This window comes from Marmoricola sp. Leaf446, from assembly GCF_001424755.1.
Taxonomy (GTDB): domain Bacteria; phylum Actinomycetota; class Actinomycetes; order Propionibacteriales; family Nocardioidaceae; genus Marmoricola.
This window is the reverse complement of sequence record NZ_LMRF01000006.1, coordinates 243,955-261,864: the sequence shown is the minus strand read 5'-3', so window position 1 is coordinate 261,864 and position 17,910 is coordinate 243,955. Positions and strand designations below refer to the sequence as shown.

The 17,910-nt window shown below is 71.8% G+C and carries 13 protein-coding genes, 1 tRNA gene and 1 pseudogene; 7 read left to right on the top strand and 8 right to left on the bottom strand.

From position 1 onward, the window contains the following. Positions 1-177 precede the first annotated feature (177 nt). Positions 178-1,620 (top strand): pyruvate kinase, encoded by a 1,443-nt coding sequence (gene pyk, locus ASG49_RS15845; protein ID WP_056543716.1) that lies wholly within the window; start codon positions 178-180, stop codon positions 1,618-1,620. A 37-nt stretch (positions 1,621-1,657) separates the two neighbouring features. Here pyk and ASG49_RS15840 read toward each other — a convergent pair. After that, a tRNA-Leu gene (locus ASG49_RS15840) sits at positions 1,658-1,731 on the bottom strand. Between the two features lie 247 nt (positions 1,732-1,978). Here ASG49_RS15840 and ASG49_RS19425 point away from each other — a divergent pair. Then, entirely contained in the window at positions 1,979-3,310 is a 1,332-nt protein-coding gene (locus ASG49_RS19425; protein WP_056543713.1) for an ABC transporter substrate-binding protein, read from the top strand. Positions 3,311-3,989: 679 nt separating this feature from the next. Here the strand turns inward: ASG49_RS19425 and ASG49_RS15830 are convergent. The 4 genes from ASG49_RS15830 to ASG49_RS15815 are packed head-to-tail and all read right to left on the bottom strand — an operon-like array spanning position 3,990 to position 8,169. Beyond that, positions 3,990-4,934 carry an ABC transporter ATP-binding protein gene (locus tag ASG49_RS15830; protein WP_235562126.1) on the bottom strand — a complete coding sequence of 315 codons (945 nt, stop codon included), beginning with the start codon at positions 4,932-4,934 and terminating at the stop codon, positions 3,990-3,992. After that, on the bottom strand, positions 4,931-5,878 hold the full coding sequence (locus tag ASG49_RS15825; protein ID WP_056543711.1) for an ABC transporter ATP-binding protein: 948 nt from the start codon (positions 5,876-5,878) through the stop codon (positions 4,931-4,933). Before ASG49_RS15825 ends, ASG49_RS15830 begins: the two co-directional genes overlap by 4 nt. Before the next feature lie 34 nt (positions 5,879-5,912). Further along, positions 5,913-6,887 (bottom strand): branched-chain amino acid ABC transporter permease, encoded by a 975-nt coding sequence (locus ASG49_RS15820; protein ID WP_056543708.1) that lies wholly within the window; start codon positions 6,885-6,887, stop codon positions 5,913-5,915. A gap of 13 nt (positions 6,888-6,900) precedes the next feature. Then, entirely contained in the window at positions 6,901-8,169 is a 1,269-nt protein-coding gene (locus ASG49_RS15815) for a branched-chain amino acid ABC transporter permease (protein WP_056543705.1), read from the bottom strand. Positions 8,170-8,486: 317 nt separating this feature from the next. Between ASG49_RS15815 and ASG49_RS15810 the strand changes: the two genes are divergently transcribed. Next, a complete protein-coding gene (locus tag ASG49_RS15810; protein ID WP_056543703.1) occupies positions 8,487-9,125 on the top strand; it encodes an ANTAR domain-containing response regulator in 639 nt (212 codons plus the stop codon). A 61-nt stretch (positions 9,126-9,186) separates the two neighbouring features. Here the strand turns inward: ASG49_RS15810 and ASG49_RS15805 are convergent, their stop codons facing one another. Beyond that, positions 9,187-9,954, bottom strand: a complete 768-nt coding sequence (locus tag ASG49_RS15805; protein ID WP_056543702.1) for a DUF554 domain-containing protein — start codon at positions 9,952-9,954, stop codon at positions 9,187-9,189. 84 nt (positions 9,955-10,038) lie between these two features. Between ASG49_RS15805 and ASG49_RS15800 the strand changes: the two are divergent. Both ASG49_RS15800 and polA read left to right on the top strand, forming a co-directional pair. Next, a pseudogene (locus ASG49_RS15800) lies at positions 10,039-10,626 on the top strand (N-acetyltransferase family protein); the annotation flags it as partial. Positions 10,627-10,700: 74 nt separating this feature from the next. Further along, positions 10,701-13,400 (top strand): DNA polymerase I, encoded by a 2,700-nt coding sequence (polA, locus tag ASG49_RS15795; RefSeq protein WP_056543696.1) that lies wholly within the window; start codon positions 10,701-10,703, stop codon positions 13,398-13,400. Between the two features lie 26 nt (positions 13,401-13,426). Here polA and ASG49_RS15790 read toward each other — a convergent pair whose 3' ends face one another. After that, on the bottom strand, positions 13,427-14,698 hold the full coding sequence (locus ASG49_RS15790) for a lipopolysaccharide biosynthesis protein (protein WP_056543693.1): 1,272 nt from the start codon (positions 14,696-14,698) through the stop codon (positions 13,427-13,429). 79 nt (positions 14,699-14,777) lie between these two features. Here ASG49_RS15790 and ASG49_RS15785 point away from each other — a divergent pair, with 79 nt between their 5' ends. Both ASG49_RS15785 and ASG49_RS18735 read left to right on the top strand, forming a co-directional pair. Continuing rightward, positions 14,778-16,490, top strand: a complete 1,713-nt coding sequence (locus tag ASG49_RS15785; protein WP_056543690.1) for a hypothetical protein — start codon at positions 14,778-14,780, stop codon at positions 16,488-16,490. 67 nt (positions 16,491-16,557) lie between these two features. Beyond that, positions 16,558-16,704 (top strand): hypothetical protein, encoded by a 147-nt coding sequence (locus ASG49_RS18735; RefSeq protein WP_156384383.1) that lies wholly within the window; start codon positions 16,558-16,560, stop codon positions 16,702-16,704. Positions 16,705-16,750: 46 nt separating this feature from the next. On the opposite strand, the gene ASG49_RS15780 is transcribed toward ASG49_RS18735, so the two are convergent. Further along, complete coding sequence (locus ASG49_RS15780; RefSeq protein WP_056543687.1) at positions 16,751-17,905, bottom strand: glycosyltransferase family 4 protein; 1,155 nt, start codon at positions 17,903-17,905, stop codon at positions 16,751-16,753. Between the last annotated feature and the right edge of the window lie 5 nt (positions 17,906-17,910).

Sequence of the window (17,910 nt, the reverse complement as noted above, 5' to 3'; positions counted from 1 at the left end):
CCCGGCACGGTCGGGCGGGATCCGGTTTCCCAGGTGATGAACCCGAGCTGCCTCTTCACACACGTCGCACCGTGTGTGAGGAGGCAGCTTTCCTTCATCACCTGGGAAACCGGCTGTCCGTGCGTGACGGACCGCCGCGCCTTGGAACGTTCAAGTGCCGCCCGCTAGGGTCGTGGGGTGCGGAGAGCAAAGATCGTGTGCACCCTCGGCCCTGCGACCCAGAGCCTGGAGAAGATCCGGGAGCTGGTCGCCGCCGGCATGGACGTCGCCCGGATGAACCTCTCCCACGGGTCCTACGAGGACCACGAGGAGGTCTACCGCAACGTCCGGCGGGCGGCCGACGAGTCCGGCCACGGCGTCGGCGTGTTCGTCGACCTCCAGGGCCCCAAGATCCGGCTGGCCAAGTTCGCCGAGGGGTCGGCGCAGCTGACCAAGGGCCAGGCCTTCACCATCACCACCCGCGAGGTCCCGGGCGACGGCCAGGTGGCCGGCACGACGTACGCCGGTCTGCCCGGCGACGTGGGCCCCGGCGACCAGGTTCTCATCGACGACGGCAAGGTCCGCCTGCGGGTCACCTCGGTCGAGGGCCAGGACGTCCACACCGAGGTCGTGACCGCGGGCCGCGTCAGCAACCACAAGGGCATCAACCTGCCCGGTGTCCCGGTCAGCGTCCCGGCGATGTCGGAGAAGGACATCGCCGACCTGCGCTGGGCGCTGCACCTCACCGTCGACTTCATCGCGCTGTCCTTCGTCCGCAACGCCCAGGACGCCGAGGACGTCCGCGCGATCATGCGCGAGGAGGGCGTGATGCTCCCCGTCATCGCCAAGATCGAGAAGCCCCAGGCGATCGACAACCTCGACGAGGTGGTCAAGGCCTTCGACGGCTTCATGGTCGCGCGTGGCGACCTCGGCGTGGAGTGCCCGCTCGAGGACGTGCCGTTCCTGCAGAAGCGGGTGGTCGAGAAGGCCCGCCGCAACGCCAAGCCGGTCATCGTGGCCACCCAGATGCTGGAGTCGATGATCAGCAACCCCGCGCCGACCCGGGCCGAGGCCTCCGACGTCGCCAACGCCGTCCTCGACGGTGCCGACGCGGTGATGCTCTCGGGCGAGACCAGCGTGGGGGAGTACCCCATCGAGACCGTCGAGACGATGGCCCGGATCATCAGCTCCACCGAGAACCACGAGCTGCACCACATGGCCGCCATCGACTGGCAGCCCCGCACCCGGGGCGGGGTGATCGCCAAGGCGGCCGCCGAGGTCGCCGAGCGGGTGGGGGCGGCGTACCTCGTGGCCTTCACGCAGAGCGGTGACTCCGCGCGCCGGCTCGCCCGCTACCGCGGCGCGATCCCCGTGCTCGCCTTCACCCCCGAGGCGCGGGTGCGCTCGCAGCTGTCGATGACCTGGGGCGTGGAGACCTTCAAGACCGACGCCGTGGAGCACACCGACGAGATGGTGCGCCAGGTCGACGAGCAGCTGCTGCGGATCGGCCGGGTCGCCGAGGGCGACCTCGTCGTCATCATCGCGGGCAGCCCGCCGGGCATCCCCGGATCGACCAACGCGCTGCGCATCCACCGGATGGGTGACGCCATCAACGAGGTCGCGCCGGCCTACCGCCGCTGAGCCGGCGCGCCGCCCGCCCCGGAGGGCGGGACGGGCGTGCCCCGGGTGGGACTCGAACCCACACTGGACGGTGTTTGAGACCGCTTCCTCTGCCGATTGGGATACCGGGGCGCCTGTCGTCCGAGCCTCGCGCTCGTGAGCAGGGAGACGCTATCCCACAAGGCGAGCGGGTCACCGGTCCAGCCCAGTGGTGTCCGATTTGCTCGCATCCTCGCGGGGTTCGTCACAACTCGGTCACGAGGTACGCGCGCCGCTGCCGCCTGACCTGCACCGGAACCTATGTTGTGCTCACTCCGGTGGCCTCACGCGTGGTGGGTGCGCTCTCTCCCGGAGCCTGAATCCCGATCACGGAGGTCACATGTACCGTCCCAACCGCCTTACCCGACTCGCGGTCCTCGCGGTCGCCGGCTCGTTCGCGGTCTCCGCGTGCGGCAGCAGCGACAGCGACAGCAGCAGCGGCGGCAGCTCCGACGAGGGCTCGTCCTCGTCGGAGAAGAAGGGCACCCAGCTCTACTTCGTCGACGGCAACACCGCCAACTACACCGAGGACTTCGACCCGGGCACCCTCAAGGGCGTCAAGGCGACCTACCCCGGTGCCGAGCTGGGCGACGAGTTCCGCGAGCGGCTCCTGGGCGTCAACAAGGACCTCAAGGACTTCACCTACGGTCCCGAGTCCTACGACGCCACCATCGTGACCGCGCTGGCCGCGATCGCCGCGGACAACGACTCCGGCAAGGCCATCGCCGGCGAGATGGCCAATGTCTCCGGCGAGGGCGAGAAGTGCACGGAGTTCAAGCAGTGCGCCGACCTGCTCGCCGACGGCACCGACATCGACTACGACGGCGTCTCGGGTCCGCTGGACCTCAACTCCACCGGGTCACCCTCGGCCGCCACCATCGGCATCTTCGAGTACGGCGAGGACAACAACTACAAGAACCTCGACTTCATCACCGGCGAGATCCCCGACGAGTCCGACGTCAAGGCCAACCAGAAGGTCTCCGGCGGCGCCGGCCAGGGGGACGGCACCCTGACCATCGGCACGCTCCTCCCGGCCACGGGTGACCTCGCGTTCCTCGGCCCCCCGGAGTTCGCGGGCGTCGACCTCGCGGTCCAGGAGATCAACGAGGGCGGCGGCGTCCTCGGCAAGGACGTGGCCCAGGTCAAGGCCGACTCGGGTGACGGTTCGCCGAACATCGCCCCGTCGGAGACCGACAAGCTGCTCCGCGGGAAGGCCGACGCCATCGTGGGCGCCGCGTCGTCCTCGGTGTCCCTCTCGGTGATCGACAAGATCACCGGCGCGGGCGTCCTGCAGATCTCGCCGGCCAACACCTCCACGGCGTTCGACACCTACGCCGACAAGGGCCTGTACTTCCGCACCGCTCCCTCGGACGTGCTGCAGGGCCAGGTCATGGCGCAGACGCTGTCCTCGGACGGCTACCAGAACGTCGCGATCCTCGCCCGTCAGGACTCCTACGGCGAGGCGCTGGCCAACAACGTGGAGAAGTTCTTCACCGAGTCCGGCGGCAAGATCGTGGCCAAGACCCTCTACGACGCCAACGCGGCCAACTACACCGCCGAGGTCGAGGAGATCAAGGGTCAGGACCCCGATGCCATCGTGCTGATCGCGTTCGACGAGACCAAGAAGATCGTCCCCGAGCTGATCAAGGCCGGCATCGGCCAGAACGGCTGATCCACCCCGCACCACACCACCCGACCCCCCGAGCCACCGGCTCGGGGGGTCGGGTGCGTCGTAGGGGTCTCCGGGGGGCTCTTGGGTGGCTCGGGGGCGGCTCGTGGGCGGCTCGTGGGCGGCGGAGCGGTTCGGGGGCGGTGGAGCGTCATACGTCCTCGTCGTCCAGGCGACGACCTCGTATGACGTCCAGGGGCGTCATACGTCTTGGTCGTCCAGGCGGCCACTTCGTATGACGTCCAGGGGCGTCATGCGTTCTGGTCGTCCAGGCGGCCACGTCGTATGACGTCGGGAGGGACCGCGCGTGCCTCGTACGCCGTGTACTCGCTCCGCCGGAGAGCCTGCTGCTTCGCCGGCGTGGACGGTGACCTTGGGACGTCAGCGTCGACGTCGGCCGGGCGGAAGGACGCGGGTGTCCCGAGGTGGGGCTGGAGCTTGCCGCATCGACGGCGTACGGCCGGCTCCGTCGTACGCCGCGCGCTCGCTCCGCCGGAGAGCCTGCTGCTCCGCCCGAGACGTAGCTCCGGCGCAGTGACGGTGTCCCAGGCGACCTGGAGAAACCGCCGACCGCCACCCGCCGACCGCCACCCACCGACCCGGCGGCCGGCACCGACACCACCCAGCTACGACGACGCCCCCAGCGCAGCAGCGGTGGGGGCGTACGACGGGCAGGGCGGGGCTACTTGTTGGACTCCGCCAGCGTGCCGAGGTAGAGCTCGATGACCTTGGGGTCCTTGGCCAGCGAGGCGCCGGACGCCGTGTAGGCGTTGCGTCCCTGGTCCAGGACGTAGCCGCGGTCGCAGATCTGCAGGCAGCGGGCGGCGTTCTGCTCGACCATGATCACCGAGACGCCGGCCTTGTTGATGGCACGCGTCTGCACGAACACCTCGTCCTGCATGGCGGGGGAGAGGCCGGCCGACGGCTCGTCGAGCAGCAGCACCGACGGCTCCATCATCAGGGCCCGGCCCATCGCCACCATCTGCCGCTCACCGCCGGAGAGCTGGCCCGCGCGCTGCTTGCGCCGCTCGCCCAGGGCGGGGAAGAGGTTGGTGACGAACTCGAACCGGGAGGCGAACTTGGAGGGGGCCTGGTAGCAGCCCATCTGGAGGTTCTCCTCGATGCTGAGCGAGGGGAAGACGTTGTTGGTCTGCGGCACGAAGCCGATCCCCTTGGCCACCAGGCTGTCGGCGCGCTGGTTGGTGATCTCCTCGCCACGCAGCGTGACGGTGCCGGAGTTGATGTTGACCAGGCCGAAGAGCGCCTTGAGCAGCGTCGACTTGCCGGCGCCGTTGGGGCCGATGATGCCGACCAGCTCGCCCTCCTGGCAGTAGAGGTCGGCGCCGTTGAGGATGTTGACACCCGGCAGGTAGCCCGCCAGCAGGTCGTCGGCGCGCAGCACGGCGCCCTCGGCGGCCTGCAGGTGGACGCGACGCGCCTCCTCGTCGATCTTCGGCGCGAACGGGTCGGCCTCGGCGACGATCTCGCCGTCCTCGCGGACCACGGCCTCCTCGGTCGGCTTGTTGAGCTCCTCGAGGAGCTTCTCCGACTCGGCGGCCGACAGGGTCGGGCCGGACCCGGCCGGGTCGGTGGGCCCGCCGGCGCGGTGCTGCGGGGACTCGCTCACGCGGTCTCCTCCTTCGGCTGCTGGTGCTCGGCGGTGACGACGTGCTCGAGCTCGCTGATGTCGGTGTCGTGGTGGGCGCCGAGGTAGGCGTCGATGACGCGCTGGTCGGTCATGATCGAGCGCGGCGGCCCCTCGGCGATCACCTTGCCCTGGGCCATCACGATGACCCAGTCGGAGATGTCGCGCACCATGTCCATGTCGTGCTCGACGAAGAGCACGCTCATGCCCTCCTCGCGCAGCGACTTCACGTGGCCGAGCAGCGACTGCTTAAGCGCGGGGTTCACCCCGGCCATGGGCTCGTCGAGCATCACCAGCTCGGGGCCGACCATCAGGGCGCGGGCCATCTCGAGCAGCTTGCGCTGGCCGCCGGAGAGCGAGCCGGCGAAGTCCGACTCCTTGGCGTCGAGCTTGAAGCGCCCCAGCAGCTCGCGCGCCCGGGCGGTGATCTCCTGCTCCTGGCTCTTCCACAGGAACGGCAGCGCCCCGGCCCAGAAGCGCTCGCCGCGCTGACCGGTCGCGCCCATGCGCATGTTCTCCAGCACGGTCAGCTTGGAGAGCACCTTGGTGAGCTGGAAGGTGCGGACCATCCCGAGGCGGGCGACCTTGTACGCCGACTTGCCCTTCAACGACGTGCCGTTGAACGTCCAGGACCCCGAGTCGGGCTGGTCGAAGCCGGTGAGCAGGTTGAAGAACGTCGTCTTGCCGGCGCCGTTGGGGCCGATCAGCGCGGTGATGACGCCGCGCTGGATCTCGACGTGCTCCACGTCGACGGCGGTGAGACCGCCGAAGGTGCGGCGCACGTCGGTCGCGACGACGATCGGGTCCTTCTTCTTGACCCCGGGCTCGGTGGCCAGGCCCTGCAGGTCGGCCCGGCCCTGGTCGGCGACCGACCGGGTGGTGCCGGTCGACCCGGTCGCGGGGGACGAGGGCGTCGAGGCGGACATGCTGGTCGCCCCGGTCGCAGGGGTGGGAGAGGTGTCAGCGGGCATCGAGCGCGATCTCCTTCCGGTCGCCGAAGATCCCCTGGGGTCGGTAGATCATCAGCAGCATCAGCACCAGGCCGACCAGCATGAGCCGGACGTTGGAGGCCTGGTCGGCGTTCATGAACTGCGCCACGGTGGGGTTGGCCGAGAGGTCGGACAGGATCGACCCGAGGAACGACAGCACGGCCCAGAACAGGATGGCCCCGACGACGGGACCCAGCACGCGGGCCGCACCGCCCAGGATCAACATGGTGAGTGCGATGAAGGTGAAGTCGAGGTTGAAGGTGTCGGCCTGGACCGACGCGGCGCCGAAGGCACCGATGAAGCCGCCGATGCAACCGATCACGCCGCCGAGGACGAGCGCCTGCATCTTGTAGCCGTAGACGTTCTTGCCCAGCGAGCGGACGGCGTCCTCGTCCTCGCGGATGCCGCGCAGCACGCGGCCCCAGGGCGAGCGCATCAGGGCCCAGACCAGCACGCAGATCAGGATCACCACGATCCAGCCGACGATGATGGTCCACAGCTCGTTGCGGCTGTAGGTGAGGAAGAAGCCGTCGTACTCCGGCAGCGGGTTCAGGCCGCGGAAGCCGTCGGCGAACCCGGTGACGCCGTCCTTGCCGCGGAAGTACTCGCGGAAGGAGGTGCCGAAGACGAGCCGGAGGATCTCGGCCGCGGCGATCGTGACGATCGCGAGGTAGTCGGCCCGCAGCCGCAGCGTCGGCACACCCAGGATCAGCGCCAGGGCCACCGCGAAGAGGATCGCGATGAGCATGGCCGGGATGGTCGGGATGCCGCTGGTCGCGATGGCGGCACCCATGATGTAGCCGCCGATCGCGAGGAACGCGGCCTGGCCGAAGTTGAGCAGGCCCGAGTAGCCGAACTGGATGTTCAGGCCGATGGCGGCGAGGCAGTAGGAGATGGCCACGTAGCCGAACCCGTCGTGGAGGGCTCCGGTGAATGCGTCGATCATGTCGAGTCCTTCCTCAGCCGATCCTCTGGGCCCGACCGAGCAGGCCCTGTGGCCTGAACAGGAGGACGATGATGAGCAGGATCATCGCGCCGGCGTACTTCAGCTCCGACGGGATCAGCAGCGTCGAGGTCTCGACGAAGAGGCCGATGATGATCGACCCCAGCATCGCGCCCCAGATCGAGCCGAGACCGCCGACGCAGGTGGCGGCGAAGATGAGCAGCAGCACCTGCGCGCCGAGCTGGTAGGTCACCGACTGGGAGAAGCCCAGGAAGGCGCCGCCCAGACCGGCCAGCGCGGCCCCGAAGATCCACACGGTCGTGATGACCCGGTTGACGTTGATGCCGGTGGACGCGGCGAGCGCCGGGTTGTCCGACACCGCGCGGGTGGCGCGGCCGAGCCGCGTGAACTGCAGCGCCAGCGTCACCGCGATCAGCGTCAGCAGGCTGACCAGGATGATCACGACGTCGCGGGTGGTGTAGGTGAACAGGCCGAAGGCGTCCTGGCCGGCCGGCGTGACGTACTCGCGGTAGGTCAGGGCGCGGCCGCCGGTGAAGTACTGGTAGAGGTTGCGCAGCAGGAACTGCAGGCCGATCGAGACGATCATCATCGCGATCAGACCGGTGCCGCGGCGGCGCAGCGGGGCCCACAGGCCCTTGTCGTTGAGCCAGCCGAAGCCCGCGGAGAGCACCACCGCCAGCAGCACCGAGACCATGATCGGCAGCCCGAAGACACGGTTGCCCATGTAGGTCATCACCGCACCGAAGGTGACCAGCTCGCCGTGCGCGAAGTTGGTCAGGCCGGTGGTGCCGAAGACCATCGAGAGGCCCAGCGCGCCGAGCGAGAGCACGATGCCGAACAGCAGGCCGTTGTAGAGCAGCTGCGGCACCTGGTCCCACTTGGTGGAGACCTGGCGGTCGTCCGGGCCGAGGGCGAAGTTGGCCGTCACCGTGCTGAGGCTGCCTGTGGGCCGCAGGGTGTCGGGCGCTCCCTCGCGGAGGTCGACGCCGTCGGGGAGGGTGTCGGTGTCGAGGGACACGGTGAGGGTGCCGGTGTCGGAGGCCGGCACGGCCACCTCGAAGCGTCCCTCCTCGTTGCTCTCGGCGGTGTACTGACCGCCGTCGCTGGTCTCCACGTCGACGGTGACACCGGGGACCGGCGCGTTGTCGTCGGCGGAGTTGCGCAGCGTGCCCACGACCGTGCGGTCGCCGTCGGCGGCCTGCGCCGTCCCGGACAGCGCCAGCACCGCGAACAGGCTGGTCGCCAGCAGCAGGAGCAGCGTCACGGCGGGGCCGCGGCGACGCGCCCCCTGGGGCGCTCGTCGACTCGAGGGCGACATGGTCCTCCATTCAGCAAAGGGTCCGGGCGTCTGGGCACCCGGCGCGAGCCGGGCCGGCAGACGACTCGGCTGCGGGGGTGAGCATAGGGCGTGGGGTGATCTCCAGCACCGTCACGTGGAGCCTGCGGCACGGCCGTTACCGGACTGTTTCCTTCCGGCGTCGTCCAGGCACCCCCTGGAGCGGGTCCAGGATGATCCTGCAGGCCGGAGGTGGTCCACGGGTCCTCGTGACCGGTCTGGTCCACGACGGCTAGCCTCGTGCCGTGACCGAGCAGAGCGGGGTGCCCACGGCGACGACCGGCCGACCGCGGGTCGTCATCGCCGAGGACGAGGCCCTGATCCGGATGGACCTCGCCGAGATGCTCGACGAGGAGGGGTACGCCGTCGTCGGCCAGGCCGAGGACGGGGAGAAGGCCGTCGCGCTCGCCACCGAGCTGCGTCCCGACCTGGTCATCCTCGACGTGAAGATGCCGCGGCTGGACGGCATCGCGGCTGCCGAGCAGATCGCCCGGGCGCGCATCGCCCCGGTGGTGATCCTGACCGCCTTCAGCCAGCGCGACCTGGTCGAGCGCGCTCGCGACGCGGGCGCGATGGCCTACCTCGTCAAGCCCTTCGACCAGGGCGACCTCGTGCCCGCCGTGGAGATGGCGATGAGCCGCTTCGCCGAGCTGCGCCAGGTGGAGTCCGAGGTCGCCGACCTCACCGAGCGGCTGGAGACCCGCAAGGTCGTCGACCGCGCCAAGGGCGTGCTCCAGGAGAGCCTCGGCCTGAGCGAGCCCGAGTCGTTCCGCTGGATCCAGAAGACCGCGATGGACCTGCGGCTGTCGATGCGCCAGGTCGCCGAGGGCGTGGTCACCCACGGTCCTGCGGTCGGCGGCGGCGACGCCCCGACCGGCGACTGAGCGACCCCCTCGGCGGCGGGCCTCGCCACAGGGCCTCGCCGCAGGGCCTCGCCGCAGGGCCTCAGCGCAGGGCGACGACCAGGGCGGTGAGCAGCGGTGCCACCACCAGCGCTGGCAGCAGGTCGGCGACCTTGACCTGCTTGACGTCGAGCAGCCGCAGCGCGACGCCGACCAGCAGCAGCCCTCCCGTCGCGGTGAGCGCGGCGAGGTGGGGGTCGGGCACGAAGCTGCCGAGCCCCGCCCCGAGCGCGGTCAGCCCGCCCTGGATCGCCACCAGCGAGACCACGCTCGCGCCGACGCCCCAGCCGAAGGACGCCGCGAACGCGATCGAGGCGAAGCCGTCCAGCGCGCTCTTGAGCAGCAGCTGGTCGGCGCCGTTGCCCAGCCCCTCGTTGATCGACCCCAGGATGGTCAGCGGCCCCACGCAGAAGACGAGGGAGCTGACCACGAAGCCCTGCACGAAGCGCTCCCGCGCGGCGGCGTCGGCCGGCGCGCCGGACCGGGCCACGCGGCGCACGGCGGCCCGCTGGAGCACGCCACCCAGGGCCTCGATGCGGTCCTCGAGCCGCAGCAGCGAGCCCACGATGCCCCCGACCAGGACCGAGCCCAGGACGATCAGCATCGGGGCGGCCCCGCCGACCGCGTCGGAGAGCACCTCGTCGCCGACAGCCGCCGCCGAGGTGCCCGCGATCAGGAGCGTCACCAGGCCCAGCCCGTCGGTGACCACCGTGCGGGTCCGCTCGGGCAGGCGGTGCCCGACCAGCGTGCCGACGAGGGCCCCCAGGAGCACCGTCGTGGCGTTGACGAGCGTGCCGAAGCCGGGGAACACTCCGAACTCCTTTACGAGTGAACTACGAGGCGGGCTAGTCTCTCACCGTCCCTCTCCGCCGCGCGTGGTCGCCACGAACGGCAGTCCCGCCACGGAGGTCCCATGCCGCGTCTCGCGCCCGTCATCCGCGAGGCCACGCCGTCCGACGCCGACCTGCTGCTGCAGCTGTGGGCCGAGACGACGCGGACCGGGGAGGCCGACGACCAGGCGCGCCGCGACGCGGTGCAGGCGCTGGCCAACACCGCCGCCGACCCCGAGGCCATGCTCCTCGTGGCCGAGGGCGACGACCGGATCGTCGCGGCGCTCTTCCTCGCGCGCGGCCCGATCTCGCCGCTCTCGCTCGACCACGCGGTGCACACCTCCTACCTGGTGGTCGCCCCGAGCCACCGCCGGCACGGCTACGCCCACGCGCTGATGGAGGCCGCGGTCTCCTGGGCCGAGGAGAAGGGCGTGGAGCAGATGAGCGCCTTCACCGACGGCAGCCGCGAGACCAACCGGTTCCTCGCGCGGCTGGGGCTCGGCACGGTCGCGACCGTCCGCCTGGCCAGTACCGCCGCGCTGCGCAAGAAGCTCTCGGTCGAGCGGGCCCGGAGCGCCGCCGGGAGCAACCGTCACCTCGTCGAGGTGCTGGCCCAGCGTCGTACGGCACGACGCCGCCAGGCCGGGGCCTGACCCCTCCTCCCGGGGTCCCGCGGCCGCGGGCCACCGCCCCGGGCGCTGTCGGTGCGGCGGGTTAGGGTCGGCGCGTGGCCGAGTCAGCACCGATCCAACGTCCGCGCCTGCTCCTCCTCGACGGGCACTCGCTGGCCTACCGGGCGTTCTACGCGCTGCCGGTGGAGAACTTCTCGACCACGACGGGGCAGCACACCAACGCGGTCTACGGCTTCACCGCGATGCTCATCAACGTGCTCCGCGACGAGGAGCCCACGCACCTCGCCGTCGCCTTCGACGTCTCCCGCGAGACCTTCCGCGCCGCGGAGTACGCCGAGTACAAGGCCAACCGGGCGACCTCGCCGAGCGAGTTCTCCGGTCAGGTCGGGCTGATCAAGGAGGTGCTCGACGCCCTCAACGTGCCGTTCGTCGAGAAGCCCGGCTTCGAGGCCGACGACGTGATCGGCACCCTGGCGACCCAGGCCGTCGCCGATGACTTCGACGTCCTGATCTGCTCCGGCGACCGCGACTCCTTCCAGCTGGTCAACGAGCGCACCACCGTGATCTACCCGATGCGCGGGGTGTCGGAGATGAAGCGCATGACCCCGGCGGCGGTGGAGGAGAAGTACAAGGTCCCGCCGAGCCGCTACCCCGAGCTGGCCGCGCTGGTAGGGGAGACCTCCGACAACCTCCCGGGCGTCCCGGGCGTGGGTGCGGGCTTCGCCGCCAAGTGGATCAACCTCTACGACGGCCTCGACAACGTCATCGCCCGGGCCGACGAGATCACCGGCAAGAAGGGTGAGGCGCTGCGCGAGCACCTCGGCCAGGTGATGCGCAACCGCCAGCTCAACGCCCTGGTCACCGACCTCGACCTGCCGCTGGCGCCCGACGAGCTCGCGCTGCGCCCGTGGGACCGCCAGCAGGTCCACACGCTCTTCGACAGCCTGGAGTTCCGGGTGCTGCGCGACCGGCTCTTCGAGACGCTCTCCTCGCCGGAGGAGATCGACGGGTCCGGGTTCGAGCTCGACGGCACCCGGCTCGAGCCCGGTCAGGTGGCCGACTGGCTGGGCGCGCACGCCCAGGGCGGCGACCGGGTCGGCGTGCACGTCGAGGGCAGCTGGCGCTCGGGCACCGGCGAGGTGCTCGCACTGGCCCTGGCCACGGGGTCGGGCAGTGCCGCGCACGTCGTCGTGGCGACGCTGACCCCCGAGGACGACGCCGCCCTGACGACCTGGCTGGGCGACCCGGCGTACCCCAAGGTGCTGCACGACGCCAAGGGCCCGATCCTGGCGCTGACCGCCCGCGGCTGGCTGCTCGAGGGCCTCGAGCGCGACACCGCGCTGTCGGCCTACCTCGCCCGCCCCGACCAGCGCTCCTACGACCTGGCCGACCTGACCGTGCGCTACCTCAAGCGCGAGCTGCGCCAGGGCGCGGTCGACGACGGCCAGCTGAGCCTGGAGGGCCTCGACGACGACACCGCCGACGAGGCCTCGCAGACCGCGATGCTGCACGCGAGCGCGGTGCTCGACCTCGCGGCCGCCCTCGACGAGGAGCTGGAGGACCGGGGTGGCACCCGGTTGCTCTCCGACGTCGAGCTGCCGCTGATCGGCGTGCTGGCCCGGCTCGAGCAGGTCGGCATCGCCGTGGACCGCGACCTGCTCGACGGCCTGGAGCAGGAGTTCGCGGCCGGGGTGCGCGAGGCCGCCGACGACGCCTACGAGGTGATCGGCAAGGAGATCAACCTCGGCTCGCCCAAGCAGCTGCAGGTCGTGCTCTTCGACGAGCTCGACATGCCCAAGACCAAGCGCACCAAGACCGGCTGGACCACCGACGCCGACGCGCTCCAGGGCCTGTTCGAGAAGACCGAGCACCCGTTCCTCCAGCACCTGCTTCGCCACCGCGACGTGATCCGGCTGCGACAGACCGTCGAGGGGCTGCTCAAGACGGTCGCCGACGACGGCCGCATCCACACCACCTTCAACCAGCTGATCGCCGCCACCGGCCGGCTCTCGAGCACCGACCCCAACCTGCAGAACATCCCGATCCGCACCGAGGCCGGCCGCCGCATCCGTGAGGGGTTCGTGGTGGGCCCGGGCTTCTCGGAGCTGCTGACGGCCGACTACTCCCAGATCGAGATGCGGATCATGGCGCACCTCTCCGAGGACGTCGCGCTGACCGAGGCCTTCCGCTCGGGCCACGACTTCCACTCGGTGACCGCGGCGCGGGTCTTCGACGTCGAGCCCGCCGAGGTCACCTCGCAGATGCGGGCCAAGATCAAGGCGATGAACTACGGCCTGGCCTACGGCCTGTCGGCCTTCGGGCTCTCCCAGCAGCTGCGCATCGACACCAGCGAGGCGCGCGGGCTGATGGACGAGTACTTCGAGACCTTCGGCGGGGTGCGGGACTACCTCGGCGGCATCGTCGACGAGGCGCGCCGCTCCGGCTTCACCGAGACGATCCTCGGTCGGCGCCGCTACCTGCCCGACCTCACCAGCGACAACCGTCAGCGACGCGAGATGGCCGAGCGGATGGCGCTGAACGCCCCCATCCAGGGGTCGGCGGCCGACCTCATCAAGGTGGCCATGCTCGGGGTGGACCGCGAGCTGACCCGCCAGGGCCTGGCCTCGCGGATGCTGCTGCAGGTGCACGACGAGCTCGTCTTCGAGGTGGCCGAGGGGGAGCGCGAGCAGCTCGAGGACCTGGTGCGCCGCGAGATGGGCGCTGCCGCCGAGCTCAGCGTGCCGCTGGACGTCTCGGTCGGCACCGGCCACAGCTGGCACGACGCCGCCCACTGACCCCGCAGGGTCCCTGCCGCAGCAGGTCAGGCCGAAGCGGCCGGCGTCGCCGTGCGGTCGCGCGACTCCGGGGCGCCGGGTCGCAGCCGGTGCAGGCTGGTCACCAGCAGCGCCACGAGGACGGCGGTGTCGATCAGCGTGACCACGACGGCCAGCCCGGTGGCGTCGTCGACCCCGCGGGTGGCCACGACCAGGGCGAGCAGGCCGGCCCACACGAAGTAGACCGACCAGCGCGACTGCCGGGCGACCACGCTGTAGACGAGCAGCTGCACCACCGAGAGCACGGTGCCGAGGATCGCGAACAGCCACAGCTGGTCGCGGATCTCGGCGTACTCCGGTCCACCGACGAAGACCAGGGCCAGCCCGCTCAGCAGCCAGGCCCCGAGGGTGCTGACGACCCCCAGTGCGAGGACGAGCGCGATGCTCCGCACCAGGGCTCCCCGGCGGTTCTCGCTGTCCGACATCGAGGGGAACGCCACGATCACCACGAACTGCGGCAGGAACAGCACCGCCTTGACCAGGATCAGGCCGCCGGCGTACAGGCCCGACTGGTGGTCGCCGAGCACGTCGCGCGCCACGATCACGTCGGCGTTGGACAGGGCGAAGAAGGCCAGCAGCGCGTGGGAGTTGCGGAACGTCTCGCCCAGGATGCTCCGCTCGTCGTGGTGCCCGGTGACGGGCCCGCGGCGGTGCGGCGAGGAGCGGCGCAGCGCCCACCACCCGACGGCGACCGGGGCGAAGAACGCGATCAGCACGGCGAGGACGGCGACCGTCTCGGTGGGGCGCCACGCCAGCAGCGCGCCGCCCACCAGCAGCCGGGAGACCCCGGCGGCGAGGTAAAGGGCGGCGAGCGCGCGCCACCGCCGCTCGCCCTGGAGGATCCCGGCCTGCGCCCCCATCAGCGTCATCGGCAGCACGGTGAACGCGACGAGCACCGCCGTCGGCACGCTGTCGAGGTTGAGCAACCGGTCCAGGACGGGGGAGAGCAGCAGGCACAGCAGCGCCAGCACCGCCGCCGTCCCGACCGCCACCCGCAGCAGGGCGCGCTCGACCTCGCCGACGCTCTCGGGGTGGGCGGCGATGCGGCGTGCGCCCACGGTCTGCAGCCCGAGCTGCAGCACCCCGAGCACCAGCAGCAGGCCCATCACCGCGGCGAAGGCGCCGTAGCTGCCCGGGCCGAGCAGCCGCGCCGCCAGGATCGTGTAGCCGTAGGTGGTGACGTTCATGACCGCCATGGCCACGGCGATGACGCTGCCCCCGCGGGTCCAGTCGTCCCGGGGCTCGGGCTGCTCGGTCACCCGGTCGAGACTACGGGGGGCACGTCCGGTCGCGGTGTAGGTGGTTGGATCTGCTCGACCGCACGGCAGGAGGTGAGCCATGGCGACCCACCCGCACGCCGGCGCCCGGAGCCGCACGCTGCTGCCGGACCTGTGGGTCGTCCTGCTGTCGGTGCTGCTGCTGGGACCGGTGCTCTCGCCCGGCTTCGTGCTGACCTACGACATGGTGTGGGTGCCCGACCTGGCCCTGACGCGCGACGCGCTCGGTGTCGGCTCGGCCCTCCCGAGGGCCGTCCCGTCGGACGCGGTCGTGGCCGTGCTCGACGAGGTCGTGCCCGGGGCGCTGCTCCAGAAGGTCGTGCTGCTCGGCTGCCTCCTCGGCGCCGGGACCGGGGTCGCGAGGCTCGCCCGCCCGTCGGTGGTGGTGCGCCTCGTGACGGCCTCGGTCTACCTGTGGAATCCGTTCGTGGTGGAGCGGCTGACCATGGGTCACTGGCCCGTGCTGGTCGGCTACGCGGTGGCGCCGTGGGTGGTGCTCGCGCTCCGGTCCTGGCGCCGCGACGGTCGGCTGCCCCTGCGGCTGCTGTGGCTGCTGCCCCTGGGGAGCCTGTCGGCCAGCACCGGGGTGGTGCTGGCGGTCCTGGCCGTGGTGCTGGCGCTCGTGCTGCGGGTCCGCCGCGCGGCGTACGTCGTGGTGGTGGTGGTGCTCGCGAACGCGCCGTGGCTGGCGTCCGGGTTGCTGCACGTGGGGGTCGCGACCTCCGACGCCGGCGGTGCGGCGCAGTTCGCCCTGCACGACGAGGGCGCCGTGCCCGGTCCCCTCGCGGCGCTCACGCTGGGCGGGATCTGGAACGCCGAGGTCGTGCCCGACGCCCGGACCGGCGCCCTGGGCTGGCTGGCGTTGGTCGTGCTGGTCGGCCTGGCCGCGCTCGGCGTCGCCGGCCTGCGGAGGCACCTGGGGGGTCGCGCCGCAGCGGGTCTGGCGGCCTGCGCCGTGCTGGGCTGGGCGGTCGCGGTGCTGTCGTGGGCGGCGCCGGGGGCCGTGGGCTGGCTCGCCGCGACGGTGCCGGGTGGCGGCCTGGTGCGGGACACCACCCGGCTGCTGGCGCTGACGGCGCCGGTGCTGGCGCTGCTGGTCGGCGAGGGTGCCGGCCGGCTCGTCCAGGTCCTGCCCCGGCCGGCGAGGCCGGGGGCGGGCGTCGTCGTGGCGCTGCTCCCGATCGCGCTGCTCCCCGGCGTCGCCTGGGGCGCGGGCGGTCGCCTGGTGCCCACCGACTACCCGCCGGACCACGCCGTGGCTCGGGAGGCCGTGCGGGACGCGGTGGCGTCGAGGCAGGACGGCGACGCGGTGCTGCTGCCGTTCTCGAGCTACCGGCAGCCCGCGTGGAACGGCGACCGGAAGGTCCTGGACCCCACCGGTCGTTACCTCGGGATCGACGTGGTCGCCGACGACGCGCTCTCGGTCGACGGCGTCGAGCTGCCGGGGGAGGACCCCCGGGCCGCGCGGGTGGGGCGGGCCCTGGAGGAGGCGGACCCGCGCGGGCGGGCGATCGCCCTCCGTGAGGAGGGGGTGGGCCTCGTCGTGGTCGAGCGCGGTGCCGGTGCGGCGCCGGTGGTCACGGGGCGGGTGGTGCACCACGGGCCGGAGCTGCAGGTGCTCGCCCTCGGGCCGGTGACGCCCGCCCCGCCCCCGCGTGGCTGGTGGGCCGTGATGGCGGTCGCCTGGGCGGCGTACGTCGTGGTGGGGCTCGGCGGAGCGGTGGCCGGCCTGGTCCAGACCTGGCGCCGGCGCCGCGCACGGGTGGATGCGTGAGAAGTCCGACTTCCTTGCTACGGTCTGCCCTGACTCAGGGAGGTCAAAAATGGTGGGTTCGTCGCTCGTGACGACCGTTGTCAGTGTTCTCGCAGGCGGCGCCGTCGCCGCCGTCAGCGTCGTCGGTCTGGTGAGCTCGCAGACGAGCCCCCCGGCCAAGTCGCCGGTGGACGTCACCGCGCCGGTCGCGATCGACTACGGCAGCAACACCTGATCCACCCCTGACCCCCGAGCCCGACCTGCTGGCCGACGACGGACGCTCACGTCTCGTCGGGGTCCTGGCTCTCGATACGCCGACCGGCCAGCACCTCGCGGAGGACCACCGCAAAGGACTCCTGTGCGTGCTCCCAGGTGTAGGCGTGGCTCATCCGCTGTGCCCCCTCGCCCAGCCTCGCGCGCAGGTCTGCGTCCTGCAGCACGCGACGGAGCGCGCCGGTGAACTCCGCGGGCTCGTCGACGAGCAGTCCGGAGACGCCGTCGGCGATCGACTCGCGGGTCCCGCCCGCGCTCGCATAGGCGACCGCCGGCGTGCGGTGCATGCCGGCCTCGCCCACGACGAGGCCCCACCCCTCCTTAAGCGACGGCAGGGCCAGGACCCACGCCTCCTGGTAGACCTCGTGCTTGCGCCGCTCGTCGACGTGGCCCTCGAAGACGGCGAGCCCGGGCGCGTGCGCGGCGGCGTACTCGTGCAGCTCGCCCTCCCACCAGCCGCTGCCGACGACGTGCAGGCGTAGCCCCGGGAGCTCTGCCTGCAGCGCGGCGACCGCGTCCACGGCGTGCTCCACCTGCTTGTGGGGCACCAGCCGGCCGACCACCGCGACCACCGGCTCGGGCGCCTTGCCCTGCCCGGTCGGCACGAGCGGGTCGGTGCCGTTGTGCACCACGGCGATGCGCGGGCCGCGCACCCCGAGCTCGCGCAGCTCCGAGCGGGTGGCGCGGGACACGGCGACGTACTGGCTGCGTCGGTACAGGCGCGGTGCCAGCCGGTGCTCGATCCACCACCCGACGCGGCCGACGAGGCCCGGGTAGACGACCGGCCACTGCTCGCGGTGCACGTGGTGCACCAGGACGACGACGGGTGCCCGGGTGGCGAGCCGGGAGAAGAAGGGCAGGCCGTTCTGGACGTCCACGACCAGGTCCGGTCGGCCGAGGTCGCCACGGCGCAGCGCCCGCACGCCGGCGGCGTACACCGAGAGCTTGGAGCCGCGGCGCACGAACCTGATCCCGTCGACCACCTCGTCCGGGGGAGCTGCGGCGTGCGCGGCGCAGAAGATCGTGACGTCGGCGCCGCGGTGCACGAGCCCGGCGGCAATCTGCTCGAGGTAGCGCTCGGCCCCTCCGCCCTCGGGGTTGCGGGTGTCACGCCAGCTCAGGAAGACGACGTGAGCGCCGTCGAGGGGTTCCAGGGCTGACATGCGCG